We start from the raw sequence: 16,845 nt of genomic DNA, 5'->3' as shown, positions 1-16,845 counted from the left end.
TCAGTACTTCAGCGATGTGTCGACGGCGTCAAGGATGCGGTCCAGGTCGGGCAGGAACTCGCGCTCGTACCGACTCGGCGGATAGGGCAGGTTGTAGCCGCCGACCCGCAGCACCGGTGCCTGCAGGTGGTAGAAGCACTCGGTCTGGATCTGCGCCGCGAGCTCGGCACCCATCCCCAGGAAGGTGCTGGCCTCGTGCACCACGATGACCCGTCCGGTCTTGCGCGCGGCGGCCATGATGGCGTCGGTATCGATCGGGTTCAGCGAGCGCAGGTTGAGCACCTGCACCGACTTTCCTTCTGTCGCAGCAGTTTCCGCGGCTTGCACACACGTGCGCACCATCGAGCCGTAGGTCAGGATCGTGACGTCCGACCCGTCGCGAACGATGCGCGCTTCGTGCAGCCCGGCCGGGGCGGCGTCGCGGGTGCCGAGCGGGAAGTCGCCCTTCTCGTGGTAGCGCCGCTTGGGCTCGTAGAACATCACCGGATCCTGCGACGCGATGGCCTGCTGGATCATCCAGTACGCGTCGACCGGGTCGGCGCACGCGACGACCCGCAGACCGGCGGTGTGCGCGAAGTAGGCCTCGTTGGACTCGCTGTGATGCTCGACCGCACCGATGCCACCGCCGTAGGGCACCCGGATCACCAACGGCAACGCCAACCGACCACCGGAGCGCGAGTGCATCTTGGCGACCTGGCTGACGATCTGGTCGAAGCCGGGGTAGATGAACCCGTCGAACTGGATCTCGACGACCGGGCGATAGCCCCGCAGCGCCAGACCGACTGCGGTGCCGACGATTCCGGACTCGGCCAGCGGGGTGTCGACGACCCGCTCGTCACCGAAGTCCTTCTGCAGACCCTCGGTGATCCGGAAGACGCCGCCGAGTTTGCCGACGTCCTCCCCCATCAGCACGACCTTCGGATCCCGCTCCATGGCGGTGCGCAAGCCTTCGTTGAGCGCTTTGGCGAGTGACAACTTCTCCGTGCTCATGCCGAAACCCCTTCGAACGACGCGAGATACGCGGCGAACTGGTCCCGCTCCCGCTCCAACGGTTTGTGCTCCTCGGCGTAGACGTGGTCGAACATCGTCGGCAGTTGCGGATCCGGGATGGCCCGGCATTGGGCGCGCATATCAGCGGCCAGATCGTCCGCCTCGATGTCGACCTGGTCGAAGAACTCCCGGTCGGCGTGCGCACGGGTCAGCAGGAAGCCGCGCATCCGTTTGACCGGATCCTTCTCCTTCCACAGGTCGACCTCGGCCGCGTCGCGGTAGCGGGTCGGGTCATCGGAGGTGGTGTGCGCACCCAGGCGATAGGTGAAGGCCTCAATCAGCGTGGGCCCATCACCGGCCCGGGCGGCATCCAGCGCCACCTTGGTCACGGCGTACGACGCGAGCACGTCGTTGCCGTCGACCCGGATGCCCGGCAGGCCGAACCCCTGCGCCCGTTGGTAGGGCGGGATGCGGAACTGGCGGCTGTTCGGCTCGGAGATGGCGTAGCCGTTGTTCTGCACGAAGAAGACGACCGGTGCGTTGGCGACGGCCGCGAAGTTCAACGCCTCGTTGTAGTCGCCCTGGCTGGTGCCCCCGTCGCCGGTGAAGGCGATCACGGCGGCGTCGCGGTCGGGGTCGCCGGTGGCGACGGCGTGGTCGCGCTGGATGCCCATCGCGTAGCCGGTCGCGTGCAGCATCTGGTTGCCGATGACGATCGTGTAGAGGTGGAAGCGGTACTGCTCGGTGTCCCAGCCGCCGTGGCTGACTCCGCGGAACAGTTGCAGCATCTGCGCCGGGCGGATGCCGCGGACGTAGGCGACGCCGTGCTCGCGGTAGCCGGGGAAGGCGTAGTCCTTCGGTCCCATCGCCCGGGCGGCGCCGACCTGGGCGCCCTCCTGCCCGAGCAGCGAGGGCCACAGACCCAGCTCCCCCTGACGTTGCAGGGCATAGCCTTCGGCGTCCAATCGGCGTACCAGCACCATGTCCCGGTACAGCGTCCGGGCATCCTCGCTGGTCAGAGCTTCGACAATCGGTGCGTAGCGCTCATTGGCCGCGGTGGTGGGGAGGCGTTTGCCGTCCCCGTCGACGAACTGGACCAGATCTGGTCCGCCGTCGGTGATGTCGCGCGCGGGCGTGCTGGTGACCATGGCTCTCCTCGTCTCCGAGGCGTGGTGACCCCGGTTGGTGACTCCCGTCAGCCCGGGTGCGGGGTCGCCGCGATGAGCCGTCGGGTAGCGGTGTGATGCCGCTCACATATGCCAGTGGGACGACCCTACCGGTTCAGGTCGGGAGGAGAGAACTCCGCGGCGCTACTGCGCGGTACGGCGTGGCGGGGCCACACTGTGCGCATGGACCTTCCCAGCCTGGTCGCCGCCGGTGCCGCGCAGAGCCCGCCCGCGTGGTTCGGGGTGGTCTTCGCGATCGGCGTCGCGGCGTTGGTGATCGCGCAGTACATCCGCTTCCGCCGTCGCAAGTAGCCTGCGCCCATCATGGACGACTCACCGTCGCGCCCCCACCCGAGGCACCCCTTCTTCGCGGGCTTCATGACTCGGAGTCATGAAGCCCGCGAAACAGACAGGCCTTCCTCCGTCACAAGTCTCAACGAGACTAAGTGACCCCGCCGCACGGCTCAGCGGCCGCGATAAGCCGCCGCGACCTCGATCAGCCGGTCGTTCGCCTCGACCTCGGCGATGGTGCAGCGCACCCCGTCACCGGCGAACGGTCGCACCACCAGACCTTGCTCGGCAGCCACCTCAGCGAAGGCCAGCGCGTCGTCGCCCAGCGGCAACCAGATGAAGTTGGCCTGTGAGTCCGGCACGTCCCAGCCCTGCTCCCGCAGGGCTTTGATCACCCGGGACCGCTCGATCACCAGATCCTCGACGCGGACGGCCAACTCGTCGTACGCCGAGAGGCTGGCGATCGCCGCCTGCTGGGCCAGGTCGCTGACTCCGAACGGGACGGCGGCCTTGCGCAACGCATCCGCGATCGGTTCGTGCGCGATGGCGTAGCCGACACGCAACCCAGCCAGCCCGTACGCCTTCGAAAAGGTCCGCAACACAACCACATTCGGGTGCGAACGCCACACGGCCAACGCATCTGCGGCGCGCGGGTCACGGCCGAACTCGACGTACGCCTCGTCGATGACGACCAGCACGTCAGAGGGGACGGCGGCCAGGAACGAATCAAGGTCGGGGGCAGTGACGATCGGCCCGGTGGGGTTGTTGGGCGTGCACACCAGCACGACCTTGGTGCGTTCGGTGATCGCGGCGGCCATCGCCAGCAGGTCGTGCGACGCATCCGCCGTGAGCGGCACCTGCACCGCCGTCGCGCCGGACAGTCCCACGATGATCGGGTACGCCTCGAACGAGCGCCACGCGAACACGACCTCGTCCCCTGGGTCGCACGCGATCTGCATGATCTGGCCGAGGATGCCCACACTGCCGGTGCCCGTCGCGACCTCCTCGAGGCGCACCCCGAAGTGCTCCGCGATCGCCGTACGCAGCGCGGTCACGCTCATGTCCGGGTAGCGGTTGACCTGGCTGGCGGCCTCGGCAATCACCGAAAGGACCGACGGCAGAGGCGGATACGGGTTTTCGTTGGAGGAGATCTTGTACGTCGTGAACCCCTCGCGCTGCGGCGCCGGCTTGCCCGGGACGTAGCTGGGGATCAGATTGAGCGCTTCGCGCAGCCGCACCGAGCGAGCAGAATCCTCGGTCACCGCTTCCACTCCATATCGTCCGGCAGCAGCGCGCTGAGCAGCATGCCGACCAGGGCCACGATCAGCCCGCCCCAGACCGCGTCCCACCAGAAGTGCGCGACGTGGAACGGCAGATTCACCTTGTCGCTGATCCAGGACAGCAGGCCCAACATGCAGGCGTTGACCACCAGCAGGAACAGGCCGAGGGTGATCACGATCAGTGGCACGCTGACGACCTTCAACAGGGGCTTCACGAAGGCGTTGAGGACACCGAAGATGGCGGCGATCACCACCACTGCGAGCACGTTGTGCGTCGTGTCAGCGGTGGGACTTCCCAAGGTGATGCCAGGGACGATCCACGCAGCGATCCACAAGGCGACGGCGTTGACACCAACGGTGATTGCGGCGACCTTCATACCTGCATCCTTCCAGACCGGCCCCCGGTTCAGGACCAGTCGGGCAGCTCGCCATCCTCCAGGTAGACCGGACCCGCACCGGAGTCGACGGCGTGCACCGCCTGCTCGATCAGGCGCGCGGTGTAGGCGGCTGCGTGCTGCTTGATCGCTGCGTCATCGCACCAGTGCAGGGACTGGATCTCGCGTGGTTCCAGGTGGATCGCCGCCTCATCGGCGGGATCCAGGCGTGCGTCGAAGAGGAACAGCACCGCATCGTCCCAGCCCCGCCACGGGGGCAGCCAGGTGACCGCGGCCAGCCCGTGCAGCGCGATCGTGACGTCGAGTTCTTCCTTGACCTCTCGACGTACGGCGGCCGCGGGCGATTCGTGTGGGTCCACCACTCCGCCGGGCAGGTCCCAGAATTTCTTGTAGGACAGCTGGCACAGCAACACCTCGCCGCGGCTGTTGCGGATCAGCGCCTGCCCGATCGCGCGTTTGATCGGCAGCGACGCGTTCAACATCCGGTTGAAGGTCAGCGGATCGCTCAGCGGCGGGTCGCCCGCCACGCGCGCCAGACTCACCACGTCCACGGGGTCGTCGCTGAGGGAGCGTCCGGCATCGCGGAGGACGCCCTCGCGGCGCAGGCCCGCCCGTTGCACCGCACGGATGCCTGCGCGGTCCTCGGCCGACACCATCGCTTCAACCCGGACCGCGCCGGCGGAAAGCGCCCGCTCGACGACGTCGATGACCGAAGTCTCGAGCATCGCGCGAGCGGGCGCTCCCAGCTCAGGCAGGTGCAGCCGCACCGTCCCGTCGACCGCGGTCTGGCGGATGGAAACCTCCGACTCCGTCATGGCCGCAAATCTATCGGTGCCGGTTACTCCTGTCGGGTGCGGATGGTGTTGACGACCACGGCGCCCGCGCCGAGCAGCGCCAGACCCAGACCACCGACGGGCAACCACGGGGTGGCGGAACCGGCCGGAGCTTGCGGACCGTCAGTCACGATCGGCGGACCGGTCGTGGTGCTGGTGGGGCTCGGCGTACTGGTCGTTGTGGCCGGGGTGGTCGGACTCGGCGTACTCGGTGACGTCGATGGTGACGTCGATGGTGACGTCGACGTTGATGTCGGTGCGGTCGAGGTCGGTGGCGCGGCCGCACACTTCACGCCGCCGAGGCGGACCCAACTACCGGTCACGCCGGGGCTGAAGTTCACGTAGGCACCGGTCGTCACGCCGGCGACTGTGCTCAGCAACGTCACCGAACCCACCAGATTCGAGTTGCCGGCGAAGCTCGCCAACGACACCGACTTGGTTGAGGTGTACGTGCCGGCTGCTCCACCACCGGCCACCACCACCCGCGGCTTGCCGGCCACGCACGAGGTGGTGACGGTGACCCGCGAACCCAACGCAATCCGCGAGGTGACGACCGACCTGCCGCCGCTGGTGCTAGCGCTGGCGGTGAACAGGCCGTACCCGCTGGTCACCGAGCCGGTCTTCCAGCCGGCGCCGCCGATCGGGTCGGCGTAGGAGACGCCGTACGCGGTGTCGCCGGTGGCAGCGAAGGAGGGCGCGCTGGTCGCCAGGACCAACCCGGCCGCCCCGACCAGGACCGTGCCGGCGAGCGTTGCGCTGTTGCGCGTCATGGGGATCCTCACTTGAAGGCCGCGAAGAAGGCGGCACCGTTGGGCGTTCCGACACCGGTCACGTTGTCCCAGCGCGGCGCACTGACCAGGTTCTCCGGCTTGGCGTCCAGACCGACGACGTAGCCCTGGTTCGGGACGACCTGCCCCGCATCGTTGTGCGCGTTGTAGAAGACACCCGACTTGTTCGGGAAGTTGATGTCCTTGATCGCGGAGGTGCCGGCCAATTTGTAGAAGACGGGCGCGGCCAAGCCGACCTTGGCGTTGTTCTTCTTCTTGGCCTGTCCGACCAGCGCCGCCACGATCGGCGAGGCGAGGCTGGTGCCGCCGATGCTGGCGTAGACCGGCTGGTTGCCGTTGGTCATGTCGGTGAACCGGACGGTGTACCCCGTGCCCGGGTCAGCGAGCGCCGAGACGTCGGGTACGGCGCGCCGGGTGTAACCGCCGACCTTGCCCTTCTGCCAGGACGGCTGCGCGTACGTCGCGCTCTGCCCACCGCCGGCACCGGAGATCGGCAGGAAGTTCGCGGTGAAGGTGACGTCCTTGATGCTGGTGGTGGTGTTGGTGTTCGTCTGGCGGAACACCCGGTTCTCCCAGCCAGCGGCCACGGCCTGAACACCCTTGGCGGTCAGGCCGATCGCCGTACCGCCGACCGCGGTCGTGTAGTTGCTGGACGCCGGCAGCCCGACGCCCGCGTAACCCTGCACCTTGGTGTCGCTGATCGGCAGCGTGCTGTTGTTGCCCTGGTCTCCCGAGGACGCGAAGGTGCTGATGCCCGTCAGGGATGCTTGCAGCAGCGGACGGTCCCAGGCGGCTTTGCTCGCCGCCGTCTCGCCGCGGTCACTGCCGGCTCCGAACGACATCGAGATCGTGCTGACCTGGTGAGCCGTCACCATCTTCTGCAACGTCGCGGTCAACGGAGCGTCCAGGCACGAGCCCGCGTCGTAGTAGTGGATCGTCGCGTTCGGTGCGATCGCGTGCGTGGACTGCACGTCCAGGGCCTGCTCGACGTTGACACCCTTGGGATCGCACTCGTTCGGGACCTTCTTGCCCGAGCTGAACACCTTGTAATTGGCGGCGGCCAGCTGCGGGAAGCCGGCGTCCTTCATGTAGGCGTTCGTCTGCGCCAGCATGGTCTTGTCATTGCCCCACAGCAGGATGCCGAGCGTCGGCTTCTGCGCGGCGACCCCGGCGCTGCCGTAGATCTTCTGCAGGTCCTGCGGGATGTAACCGCACAGGGCGTTGGACATCGCGCTGTACTTCTTGGCCCTGGGGTAGAGGTGGTCGCCCCAGTAGTAGGCGCACTGGGTGCTTCCGTCGGTTGCACCGTTGGCCTTCGGGGTCACCTTGAAGCTGGCCCTGGGTGCGCCCACCGCCGCCCGAGCGGTGTTCAGGCCGCGCGCGTTCAGCGGCTCCTTCTTGTCCAGCGTGCTCAGGCCGGCCACCGCGATGACACCGCTGGAGTTGGCGATCGTCGGGTCGGTGTTCGGCGCCAAACCGGAGACGGCACCGAGGGTGGCTCGCTGCATCCGTAGGGACAGCGATTTGTTGACCTTGGCGACACTGCTGGTCACGAAGACCTGACCGGAGTCGCGGCTGACGTAGGTCACCCGGTAGCCGTTGGCCCGCGCCCACGCACTGGCCTTGTCGACCGCCGCCTGGCTGGCACCGAACCGGCGGGTGTACTCCGCCGGGCTCAGGACGACTCCCTTGGCGGCAAGCGCCTGGGCCTGGGCCTGGTTCGGCAGCGCCACCAACAGACTCAGCGACATCGTCGTGGCGCCCGCAGCGTCGCCGTGGCGCAGCAGCGTCGACTGCGAGCCGGTGATGACCCGTCCTGAGCCGACCAGGACCGACGAGCCGCTCCCGGTGTCGGCCGCGATTGATGCGGCGGCGGGCAACATTGCTGCGGTGGTGGCAACCAGGGTGACGGTTGCTATCCGGCGGCGATTCATTCGGGCACGACCTTCGTTGGTGAACGCTGTTAGGGGTTTTTGCAGGCGGCTCATAGGTCGCCGACAGGCAATGACAGTAGCGGCTCCACCCGGCGCTGGGCACCAGGGTCGGGCGACTGAGTGGCGGACTAGATGTCCGCCCGATCGACGTGGTCGTGCAGCGGCCGCAACCGGGCCAACTGGTCCAGGAACGCGTCGACTTGCAGGGCGTCGTAGCCGCGGCCGGTCCGACGCGGCGGATAGAAGAGCACTGTGTCGATATCGGGCAGGTCGTCGCCGCGGGCCATCGCGACCAGCACCTTGTCGAGGAAGTCATCGACCTCGTGTTCCACGTAAGCGCGTTTGCCGGTCCGGATGGCGAACCGCGAATCGCGCACCCAGTCCTGCTGGGCCGGGGTCCACCGGACTCTCGCCGATCGGCCCGCCCCGCCCTCTGGCGTGCGGACGGACGCTTCGGGCTCGCGGTGCAGGAGGTCCTGCTGCCAGAGGTACACCTGCCGCAGGAATCCGTCCACCGAATCGACGGCTAGTCCGCTGGCCAGCGGGACCCGGCGGATCGCCGTACCGGCAAGGTCGGGCAGTGGCCCGCCCCGCTCCATGGTGAGTGCGATGCGATCCAGTTGCCGCTCGACGTCGTCACGCACGTAACCGCCACGCTCCGGCGGGAAAACCGCGGATCGGACGGCCGCGATCTGATCGGGCGGCCAGAGCAGGGACGGCATGCTGACAGTCTCGCACCGTAGGGTTGGCGATATGCGTGTCCTGGTCTCCGGCGGTGCCGGCTACATCGGCTCCCACACCGTGCTCGCCCTGATCGCAGGCGGCCACGACGTCGTCATCGCCGACGACTTCAGCAACAGCAAACCAGCCGTGCTGCCCCGCCTGGAAGCCCTTTCCGGTACGTCGATCCCGCTGTACGGCGTGGACCTCACCGACCCGGACAAGACCGAGCAGATCTTCGTCGAGCAACCGATCGACGCGGTGATCCACTTCGCCGGGCTCAAAGCGGTCGGTGAATCGGTCGCGAAACCGCTGGAGTACTACCGCAACAACCTCGACTCGACGTTCTCCCTGCTGGGCGCGATGCGTCGGCACGGGGTGGGCCAGTTGGTGTTCTCCTCCTCCGCGACCGTCTACGGCGACAACGCCCCCGTCCCGTACGTCGAGACCTACGAACCGCTGTCCGCCGCCTCCCCATACGGCCGGACCAAGGTCATGATCGAGCACGTGCTCTCGGACACCGCGCGGGCGACCGAGGGCCTGCGGATCGCGATGCTGCGGTACTTCAACCCGGTCGGTGCCGATGCCAGCGGCCAGATCGGGGAGGACCCGCAGGGCACCCCGAACAACCTGATGCCCTACATCGCCCAGGTCGCGGTGGGGCGGCGGCCGTCGTTGACGGTGTACGGCAACGACTACCCGACCGCCGACGGCACCTGCGAGCGCGACTACATCCACGTCACTGATCTGGCCAGCGGTCACGTGGCTGCGTTGAACCACCTGCCGTCGATGACCGAACCGGTGCGGGCGTTCAACCTCGGGACAGGTACCGGCACCTCGGTGCTGCAGTTGCTGCACGCCTTCGAACGCGCCGTCGGCCGGGAGTTGCCGTGGGAGTTCGGTCCCCGGCGCCCGGGTGACCTGCCGGCGTACTGGGCGGATCCGACGCGGGCACAGACCGAGTTGGGCTGGCACGCGACGAAGACCATCGATGACATGTGCGCCGACACGTGGCGCTGGCAGTCGGAGAACCCGAACGGCTTCCCGGACTGAGCTGTGCCGGCTCCACTTCTGCCGGTTGCGCCGCAAACAGGGGCCAAGAGGCGGTGTTCGGCCCTAGCATCAGCGGCATGACCTTCGATGCAGCGGCAACGTGGCCGGATCTTTTCGAGGGCTTGACCGAACAGCAGAAGCAGTCGGTGGACCAAGCCCTCGCCGCATTGACCTCGGACGGCTACGAACCGAGCAAAGAGGAGGTGGCCGGCATCATCAACGGTGCCAAGCAGGCCTCCATCGCTTCCTTCGGCTCACCGGCCCCGTCCACCGACGGGGGAGCCGGCGCCACGTCCTGGTAGCGCCGGCTACATCTGCTCGGGCGTCGCGATCCCCAGCAGCGACAGCCCGGTCTGCAGCACCTGCAACGTCAAGGCGCACAGGGCCAGGCGGGAGTCGCGCACGGTCGAATCCTGCGCCTTCAACACCGGGCAGTGCTCGTAGAACGCGGTGAACGTCTGCGCCAGCTCGAACAGGTAGGCCGCGAGGCGGTGCGGTTCGAGGCTCTCCCCCACGGCCGCGACCACCGCGCCGAAGTCGAGCAGCTTCAACGCCAACGCCCGCTCCGCCGGCTCGACCAGCACGATCGGACCATCGAAGGCCACCGCATCCGCGCGGCCGAGGATCGAGCGGATCCGGGTTGCGGCGTACTGCAGGTAGGGGCCGGTGTTGCCTTGCAGCGCAACCATTCTGTCCAGGTCGAAGGTGTACTCGCTGTCGTGCGCGACGGACAGATCGGCGTACTTGATCGCGCCCACCCCGACCTGGTGGGCGATCACGGCGCGCTCGTCAGCTGGCAGGTCCGGGCGCGACTCGGCGACCACTTCCGCTGCCCGCGAGAGAGCGGCATCGACCAACGACTGCAGACTGACCAGGTCACCCGAGCGAGTCCGCAACAGTTTGCCGTCGGCGCCCAGCACCGACCCGATCTGCACGTGAATGGCTTCGGTCCCCTGCACCCAGCCCGCCTTCTCGGCGGTCTCCCACACCATGCGGAAGTGCAGGTTCTGCGGTGCCCCCACGACGTACAGCGCCCGATCCGCCTTGAGGTCGAGCGACCGGTGCCGGATGGTCGCCAGATCGGTTGTGCCGTAGCCGTATCCACCGTCCGACTTGCGGATGATCAACGGCACCGGCTTGCCTTCGCGCCCGGTGTAACCGTCCAGGAACACGCACAGCGCACCATCGCTGATGGTGGCAATCCCCTTCTCCTGCAACTCATCGCAGATCTGGGCCAACTCGTCGTTGTACGTCGATTCGCCGGCCAGGTCGTTGTCGCCGAGCGTGATGTCCAACTCGGCATAGACCCGGCGTAGATAGGCCAGCGACAGGTCGATCAACCGCTGCCAGATCGCGAGAGTCTCCGGGTCGCCGGACTGCAACAGTGTCACCCGCTTGCGGGCCCGCGCATCGAAACCGGGGTCGCTGTCGAACTTCTGCCGGGCGTGCCGGTAGAACGCGTTCGGGTCAGTCGTCAGTAACTCGGCCTCGGCCTCATCGGACTCCAGGAGATGTTCGACCAACATGCCGAACGGCGTACCCCAGTCCCCGACGTGGTTCTGCCGGATCACGGTGTGCCCGATGAACTCGAGCGTGCGCGCCAACGAGTCGCCGACGACGGTCGTGCGCAAATGGCCGACGTGCATCTCCTTGGCGATGTTCGGCGAGGAGTAGTCGATCACCACGCGCTGCTCCGGCACGTCGGGCAGACCGAGCTTCGGGTCAGCCAGCTCACGCCCGGCCGCGTCGGCGATCCAGGTGGTCATCAAGGTCACGTTGAGGAAGCCGGGACCGGCGATCTCGACCGCTTCGATGAGCGCTGGCGCGTGCAGATGCTCGACGATCTGCGCCGCGACGTTGCGCGGGGCCTGACCGAGCCGCTTACCCAGCGCCATCGCCGCGTTGACCTGCAGGTCGGCACTCGTCTGCTTCTTGTTGGCCGGTCGCACCACCGGGTCCACCTGCGCGAACTCCGGTCCGAACGCCGCCACGAGGGCGTCCTGGACCGCGCTGGTGAGGGCAACGGCGGGATCAACGGTCATGGGTTCAAGGTTAGGGCGGGGTGGCGTCCTGCTTCGAATCGGTTTCGTGGCAGCCTCGGACCGTGCGTCTTGATCCTGTCCGCCGCGTCGTCTTCCCCGCGCCCGCGCCGGTCGCCTTTGAACCCCTCGCCCCGGCCCGCTTGGTGCACTGGGCGGGCGGCGCCATGTTGCACGCCGACGTGGGCTCCGACGTCACGGTGCTGCACTTCCACGGCAACGGCGACGATCTGCGCTCGTGCCAACCGCTCGTGGCCGACGTGGCCGGCCGCGGCGTCAGCATCGCCGTCGTCGAATACCCCGGGTACGGCGTGCTGGCCGACCAGCGCGCCAGTTCCGTCTCCTTGCTGGCGGCAGCCAGAGCCGCCGCCCGGCGGTTCCCGGGACGCGTCGTACTCTCCGGGTTCTCTTTGGGCACGGCGGTCGCCACTGCGCTCGCCGCGGACGGGTTCGGCGAGCGCCTGGTGCTGACGGCCCCGTTCAGTTCGTCCCGGGACCTCGCCCGCGACCTGCGGTTGCGGGCGTTCTGGCCGATGCTGCGTGACCGGTTCGACAGCGCCGCGCTCGCAGCGCAGATCACGATCCCCGTCCTGGTGCAACACGGCGACCAGGACCGAGTGCTGCCGTTCGCGCAGGGGCAACGTCTCGCGGAACTACTGCCCGACGCGACGTTTCGGCCGCTGCCGGGTCGAGGGCACGGCGGTCTCGACCCGATCATCGCCGACGCAGTGGTCCGAGCCGCAACCCACCAAGATCCGTCATGGCGCGAGATTCCGGGCGAATCGTGAGATTGCGCCGATAGCATCACGGCACCGCACGAGCGCCGGGAGCTATCAGTGTCATCCGCAACACCGTCAACCAGCATCGCCAGTCGCATCCTCATGGTGCTGGCGACCATCCTCACGGCGGCAGCCATGCTCGCCGGGCTGGCCAACTTCGAACTGCTCAACGGCAATCGGTTCGCCGGTCACGCCGATGACATCCGCAAGGACCCGGCCGTCGCCAGTGCGCTCGGCGTGGTCGTCACCGACAAGATCATCACGGCCAACACCAACCTCGCTGCCCTGCGGCCGTTGGTGCAGAGCACGACGACCTCCGTCATCGAGAGCGACGCCGCGGGCCCGGTGTTCCGCAGCGCCGTCCGGCCGTTGCACCAGTACCTCACCTCCGACAGCGACAGCCAGGTCCTGCTGCAGGCTGCGGACATCGCCGCGATCTCGATCTCCGCGTTGAAGGAATTCAAACCAGACCTAGTTGCCAGCGTCCCGGACAACCTCGACGTCACCTTCTCCTCGATCGGCTCGCAGTCGTTCGCCGCGCACACCTTGCAGGCTGCTCGGTGGGTGCGGGTGCTGTCCTGGCTGCTGCCGTTGCTGGCCGCTCTGTGTCTGCTGGCCGCCGTGCTGATGGGGCGGCGCACCTGGCGATCCGCCGGCTTCACCGTCGGGCGCGTGTTGCTGTGGGCCGCAGGTGTTTTCGCGGCAATCATCTCGCTCGGCGTCATTGCCAACACCATCTTCACGCCGACTGGTCTGGTGCCGGCGGTGGCCTCCGCCGCGTGGTCGACGATGGTCGTCCCGACTGCAATCCTGACGCTCATCGTCGGATTCGCCGGCCTGGTCCTGATCGCATGCGCACGCACCCTGCCGGTGCGCAACCTACGTGAATTCGACCAGTGGGCGCTGCGCGCGGCGCGCTCCCGGCCCACGACGCCCGCCGGCTGGGGGGTGCGGGTCGTCGCCCTGGGGCTGCTCGGCGTACTCATGGTGCTGCGCCCGGCCATGGTGATCCAGTTCCTGGTCGCCCTCGCCGGTGTGGCCCTGGTCGCCTACGTCCTGGCCGAGGTCCTGGTCGCCGGTTACGAGGCAGCGCTTCGGCGCGGTCTGGCGCCGAAAGCGGTGGCCTCGATCCGCCGGTACGGCGCGCGCGTCCTGGCCGCCCTCGCCGCCGTCGCGCTGCTGGTGTCGGTGGCCGTCTTCGCCTGGCCGCAGAGTACGTCGATCGCGGCCGAAACGGGTCCGGCCGACCAGCGGTGCAACGGCTGGGTGCAGTTGTGCGACCGGCCTTACAACGACGTGTCGTTCGAGGCCTCACACAACTCGATGAGCGCCTTGGACGAGAACTACTTCCTGGCTGAGCAGCCCACCGGCATCATCGGCCAGCTCAATGCCGGTGTCCGCGTCTTCTTGATCGACAGCTGGTACGGCCAGTCCACCAACCGCCCTGGCGTCATTGCCAATTCGGACGCCACGCGGGCGCAGGCAGTTGCCCAGGCCAACGAGACGTTCGGTGCGAGCACCGTGCAGAGCGCCCTGCGGCTGCGCAATTCTCTGAACGTGAAACCGGAGGGACCGATCGGGCTCTACCTGTGCCACGAGCTGTGTGAGCTGGGAGCCACCGATTGGCCCAAGGTGATGAGTCAGGTCAAGACCTGGATGGACCAGCATCCGCGCGAGGTCGTCACCTTCTTCGTGCAGGACATCGTCAAGCCCGCCGACGTGGCCACGATGCTGGGCGATGTCGGGCTGCTGGACAAGGTCTACACGCCGCCGGCCAAGGGTCAGGACTGGGCCAGCCTCGGGCAGATGATCTCCAGCGGCAAGCGCCTGGTGTGGTTGCACGAGAACGAAGCGGACACCGCGGCGTACCCCTGGATGCTCTACGGCCCGCAGTGGTCGCAGGACACCGAATACACCAACCCGAGCGTCGCCTCGTTCAGTTGCGCCATCAAACGCGGCGAGCCGGACAATCCGATCTTCCTGATGAACCACTGGCTCAGTGGCTTCGGCAGCCTTCAGGCGGACGCCAAGAAGGTCAACGCTCGCTCGGTGCTGCTGCCACTGGCCCAGAAGTGCGAGCAGGAACGCGGCCAGATCCCCAACTATGTCGCGGTCAACTACTACAACCTCGGTGATCTGAAGTCCGTGGTGCAGACCCTCAACGGGTTGGACTGACATGGCCTCGCGGATCGGAGCCGGCATCCTCGCAGTGCTGGGCACCCTGTTGCTCATCGTGGGCATCGTCGCCGGGTTCGCCCGGTACGAAGTGCTGGACAGCGCGCGGTTCGCAGCCAACGCCGACCAGATCCGCAAGGACCCGCAGGTCGCGAACCAACTCGGGATCGTGATCGGCGACCGGGTCGTGGCTGCCAATCCGGACCTGCGCTTGCTGCGGCCGCTCGTGCAGCGGACGGCCACCTCGGTCCTGACCAAGGACTCGTTGACCCCCCTGGTTGCGGGTGCGGTGCAGCCGGTGCACGAGGCGATCGTGAGCGGTCGGGCGAGCGATGCCGCGCTGGAACTGAACCAGGTCGGCGCCCAGGTTGTCGAGGCGCTGCACACCGTGCGGCCCGATCTGCAGATCTCCGCGCCGTCCGACCTGACCGTCGGCCAGCAGGTGCTCGGTGCCCAGCAGGCGCTGGAGACAGCCGCCAAAGCCTCCCGCTGGGTGAGTCTCGCCTCCTGGCTGAGCCCGTTGATCGGCGTACTGCTCCTGCTGGTCGCCGGTGGACTGCGCGGCGGCGGAAGGCGGGCCATCCGCTGGCTGGGGGTCGGGTTGATCTGTGCGGCAGCCATTTTCGCGATCGTTGTCGGAGTCGGCGCGTTGTTGGCGCACTCGATCGCCGTGACCTCGGTGGCTACCGCGTCGATCAAGGCCGGTTGGGCACAGTTCGCGCCCACGATGTGGATCCTGGCCGGAATCGTCGCCGCGGTCGGCGTCGTCGTGACCGCCCTCAGCCATCTGCGCAAGGACCCGCAGCGCGGTTAGGTCGCACTTCCTAGGCACCGCGCAAAATCCGGGAGTAGCTTCTACTACAGCGTGTAGTAGAAGACACCACGGACCGGCTGTGCGCAGCCACAGAACACATGGGGAGCGACCATGGATGCACATACCGCGCTAGACCTGGCGCGATGGCAGTTCGCCATCACGACCGTCTATCACTTCCTCTTCGTGCCCATCACGATCGGCTTGTCCTTCGTGGTCGCGGTCTTTCACACCTTGTGGATCAAGAAGCGTGACCCGCAGTGGATGCGGCTGAGCAAGTTCTTCGGCAAGCTCTTCGCGATCAACTTCGCGCTCGGACTGGTCACCGGCATCGTGCAGGAGTTCCAGTTCGGGATGAACTGGTCGGACTACTCCCGCTTCGTCGGCGACATCTTCGGCGCCCCGCTGGCCATCGAGGCGCTGCTCGCGTTCTTCCTCGAGTCGGTCTTCCTGGGGTTGTGGATCTTCGGTTGGGGGCGCATCCCGGAGAAGTTGCACGCCGCGACGATCTGGTTGGTACACATCGGCACGGTGCTCTCGGCGTACTTCATCCTGACCGCCAACTCGTTCATGCAGAACCCGGTCGGCTACAAGAACAACCCCGAGACCGGGCGCGCGGAACTGACCGACTTCTTCGCGGTGCTGACCAACAAAGTGCAGTTGGTGACCTTCCCGCACGTGCTCTTCTCCGCCTACCTGTGCGGTGGTGCGTTCGTCCTGGGTGTCGCCGCCTGGTTGGTGTGGCGCAACAAGGAGCACGAAGACCGCTGGATGTACCGCAAGGCAGCCAAGTTCGGCGCCTGGATGACCCTGGTCGCCGGTCTGGGCATCGTGATCTCCGGCGACGCGCAGGGCAAGATCATGACCGAGGTGCAGCCGATGAAGATGGCCTCCGCGGAGGCGCTCTACGAGAGCCAGGACGGTGCACCGTTCTCCATCCTGACGATCGGCAGTCTCAACGGCCAGGAAGAGAAGATCGCCATCACCGTGCCGAAGCTGTTGTCCTTCCTGGGCACCGGCAGCTTCAGCGGCCACATCCAGGGCATCAACGACCTGGAGAAGGCCTACCAGGCCAAGTACGCCAGTGACCCGCTCACCCGCGCCGAGAGCTACACCCCGACCATCCCGCTGACCTATTGGTCGTTCCGGTTGATGATGGGCTTCGGGTTCGCGGCGATGGCGATCGCGATCCTGGCGCTCTGGTCGCTGCGCAAGAGCAACGGGGATGGCGCGCTGACCAGTAGGTGGTGGAAGTGGCTCGGCCTGGCCGCCGTCCTCTTCCCCGTCCTGGGCAACAGTTTCGGCTGGATCTTCACCGAGGCCGGCCGGCAGCCGTGGATCGTCTTCGGTCTGTTGACCACCTCCAACGGCGTCAGCCCCAGCGTGGGTCCGTGGACCGTGCTGCTCTCACTGGTCGGCTTCACCCTCCTGTACGGCGTGTTGGCCGTCATCGAGGTCGGACTCACCTTGCGCTACGCCAAGGCGGGCGCCCCGCCGTTCGATGATCCCTTCGAGGACTCGGACGACGATTCCGACGACGCCGACAAACAACTGGCTTTCGCCTACTGAGCTGCGGATCGGATAAGGAGAC

Annotated in this window: 16 protein-coding genes; 7 read left to right on the top strand and 9 right to left on the bottom strand. The window is 67.4% G+C overall.

Annotated features, from left to right (window positions below; all coding sequences use genetic code 11):
- Positions 1-990 (bottom strand): alpha-ketoacid dehydrogenase subunit beta, encoded by a 990-nt coding sequence (locus tag DR843_RS17320; protein WP_109687840.1) that lies wholly within the window; start codon positions 988-990, stop codon positions 1-3.
- On the bottom strand, positions 987-2,138 hold the full coding sequence (gene pdhA / locus DR843_RS17315) for a pyruvate dehydrogenase (acetyl-transferring) E1 component subunit alpha (RefSeq protein WP_109687838.1): 1,152 nt from the start codon (positions 2,136-2,138) through the stop codon (positions 987-989). The genes DR843_RS17320 and pdhA overlap by 4 nt, the downstream gene beginning before the upstream one ends.
- A 201-nt stretch (positions 2,139-2,339) precedes the next feature.
- Here pdhA and DR843_RS20820 point away from each other — a divergent pair, with 201 nt between their 5' ends.
- Positions 2,340-2,468: a hypothetical protein gene (locus DR843_RS20820; protein ID WP_281268884.1), complete on the top strand. Its 129-nt coding sequence runs from the start codon at positions 2,340-2,342 to the stop codon at positions 2,466-2,468.
- 152 nt (positions 2,469-2,620) lie between these two features.
- Here DR843_RS20820 and hisC read toward each other — a convergent pair whose 3' ends face one another.
- The 6 genes from hisC to DR843_RS17285 form a co-directional block, all read right to left on the bottom strand.
- The gene (hisC, locus tag DR843_RS17310; protein WP_109689139.1) at positions 2,621-3,709 is read right to left on the bottom strand and encodes a histidinol-phosphate transaminase; all 1,089 of its coding nucleotides are present in this window, start codon (positions 3,707-3,709) and stop codon (positions 2,621-2,623) included.
- Entirely contained in the window at positions 3,706-4,104 is a 399-nt protein-coding gene (locus DR843_RS17305) for a phage holin family protein (protein WP_109687837.1), read from the bottom strand. Before DR843_RS17305 ends, hisC begins: the two co-directional genes overlap by 4 nt.
- Positions 4,105-4,133: 29 nt before the next feature.
- Positions 4,134-4,937, bottom strand: a complete 804-nt coding sequence (locus DR843_RS20655) for an NUDIX hydrolase (protein ID WP_245934176.1) — start codon at positions 4,935-4,937, stop codon at positions 4,134-4,136.
- Positions 4,938-4,960: 23 nt separating this feature from the next.
- A complete protein-coding gene (locus DR843_RS17295) occupies positions 4,961-5,725 on the bottom strand; it encodes a hypothetical protein (protein WP_109687835.1) in 765 nt (254 codons plus the stop codon).
- Positions 5,726-5,733: 8 nt separating this feature from the next.
- Entirely contained in the window at positions 5,734-7,677 is a 1,944-nt protein-coding gene (locus DR843_RS17290; protein ID WP_170119916.1) for a S53 family peptidase, read from the bottom strand.
- A 128-nt stretch (positions 7,678-7,805) separates the two neighbouring features.
- Complete coding sequence (locus tag DR843_RS17285; RefSeq protein ID WP_109687831.1) at positions 7,806-8,399, bottom strand: DivIVA domain-containing protein; 594 nt, start codon at positions 8,397-8,399, stop codon at positions 7,806-7,808.
- A 31-nt stretch (positions 8,400-8,430) separates the two neighbouring features.
- Between DR843_RS17285 and galE the strand changes: the two genes are divergently transcribed.
- On the top strand, positions 8,431-9,450 hold the full coding sequence (galE, locus tag DR843_RS17280; RefSeq protein ID WP_109687829.1) for a UDP-glucose 4-epimerase GalE: 1,020 nt from the start codon (positions 8,431-8,433) through the stop codon (positions 9,448-9,450).
- Positions 9,451-9,527: 77 nt separating this feature from the next.
- On the top strand, positions 9,528-9,752 hold the full coding sequence (locus DR843_RS17275) for a hypothetical protein (protein WP_109687827.1): 225 nt from the start codon (positions 9,528-9,530) through the stop codon (positions 9,750-9,752).
- A 6-nt stretch (positions 9,753-9,758) separates the two neighbouring features.
- On the opposite strand, the gene argS is transcribed toward DR843_RS17275, so the two are convergent.
- On the bottom strand, positions 9,759-11,492 hold the full coding sequence (gene argS, locus DR843_RS17270; protein ID WP_109687825.1) for an arginine--tRNA ligase: 1,734 nt from the start codon (positions 11,490-11,492) through the stop codon (positions 9,759-9,761).
- A gap of 62 nt (positions 11,493-11,554) precedes the next feature.
- Between argS and DR843_RS17265 the strand changes: the two genes are divergently transcribed.
- The 4 genes from DR843_RS17265 to DR843_RS17250 all read left to right on the top strand — a co-directional run bounded on the left by DR843_RS17265 (position 11,555) and on the right by DR843_RS17250 (position 16,823).
- On the top strand, positions 11,555-12,277 hold the full coding sequence (locus DR843_RS17265; protein ID WP_146202619.1) for an alpha/beta hydrolase: 723 nt from the start codon (positions 11,555-11,557) through the stop codon (positions 12,275-12,277).
- Between the two features lie 48 nt (positions 12,278-12,325).
- Complete coding sequence (locus tag DR843_RS17260; protein ID WP_109687821.1) at positions 12,326-14,443, top strand: phosphoinositide-specific phospholipase C-related protein; 2,118 nt, start codon at positions 12,326-12,328, stop codon at positions 14,441-14,443.
- 1 nt (position 14,444) lies between these two features.
- On the top strand, positions 14,445-15,257 hold the full coding sequence (locus tag DR843_RS17255) for a hypothetical protein (RefSeq protein ID WP_109687819.1): 813 nt from the start codon (positions 14,445-14,447) through the stop codon (positions 15,255-15,257).
- 111 nt (positions 15,258-15,368) lie between these two features.
- A complete protein-coding gene (locus DR843_RS17250; protein ID WP_109687817.1) occupies positions 15,369-16,823 on the top strand; it encodes a cytochrome ubiquinol oxidase subunit I in 1,455 nt (484 codons plus the stop codon).
- The last annotated feature ends 22 nt before the right edge of the window (positions 16,824-16,845 follow it).

Origin of the sequence: Branchiibius hedensis (assembly GCF_900108585.1) — a bacterium.
Lineage (GTDB): Bacteria > Actinomycetota > Actinomycetes > Actinomycetales > Dermatophilaceae > Branchiibius > Branchiibius hedensis.
Note: the sequence above shows the minus strand (reverse complement) of the source record. Positions and strands in the feature narration are given on the sequence as shown.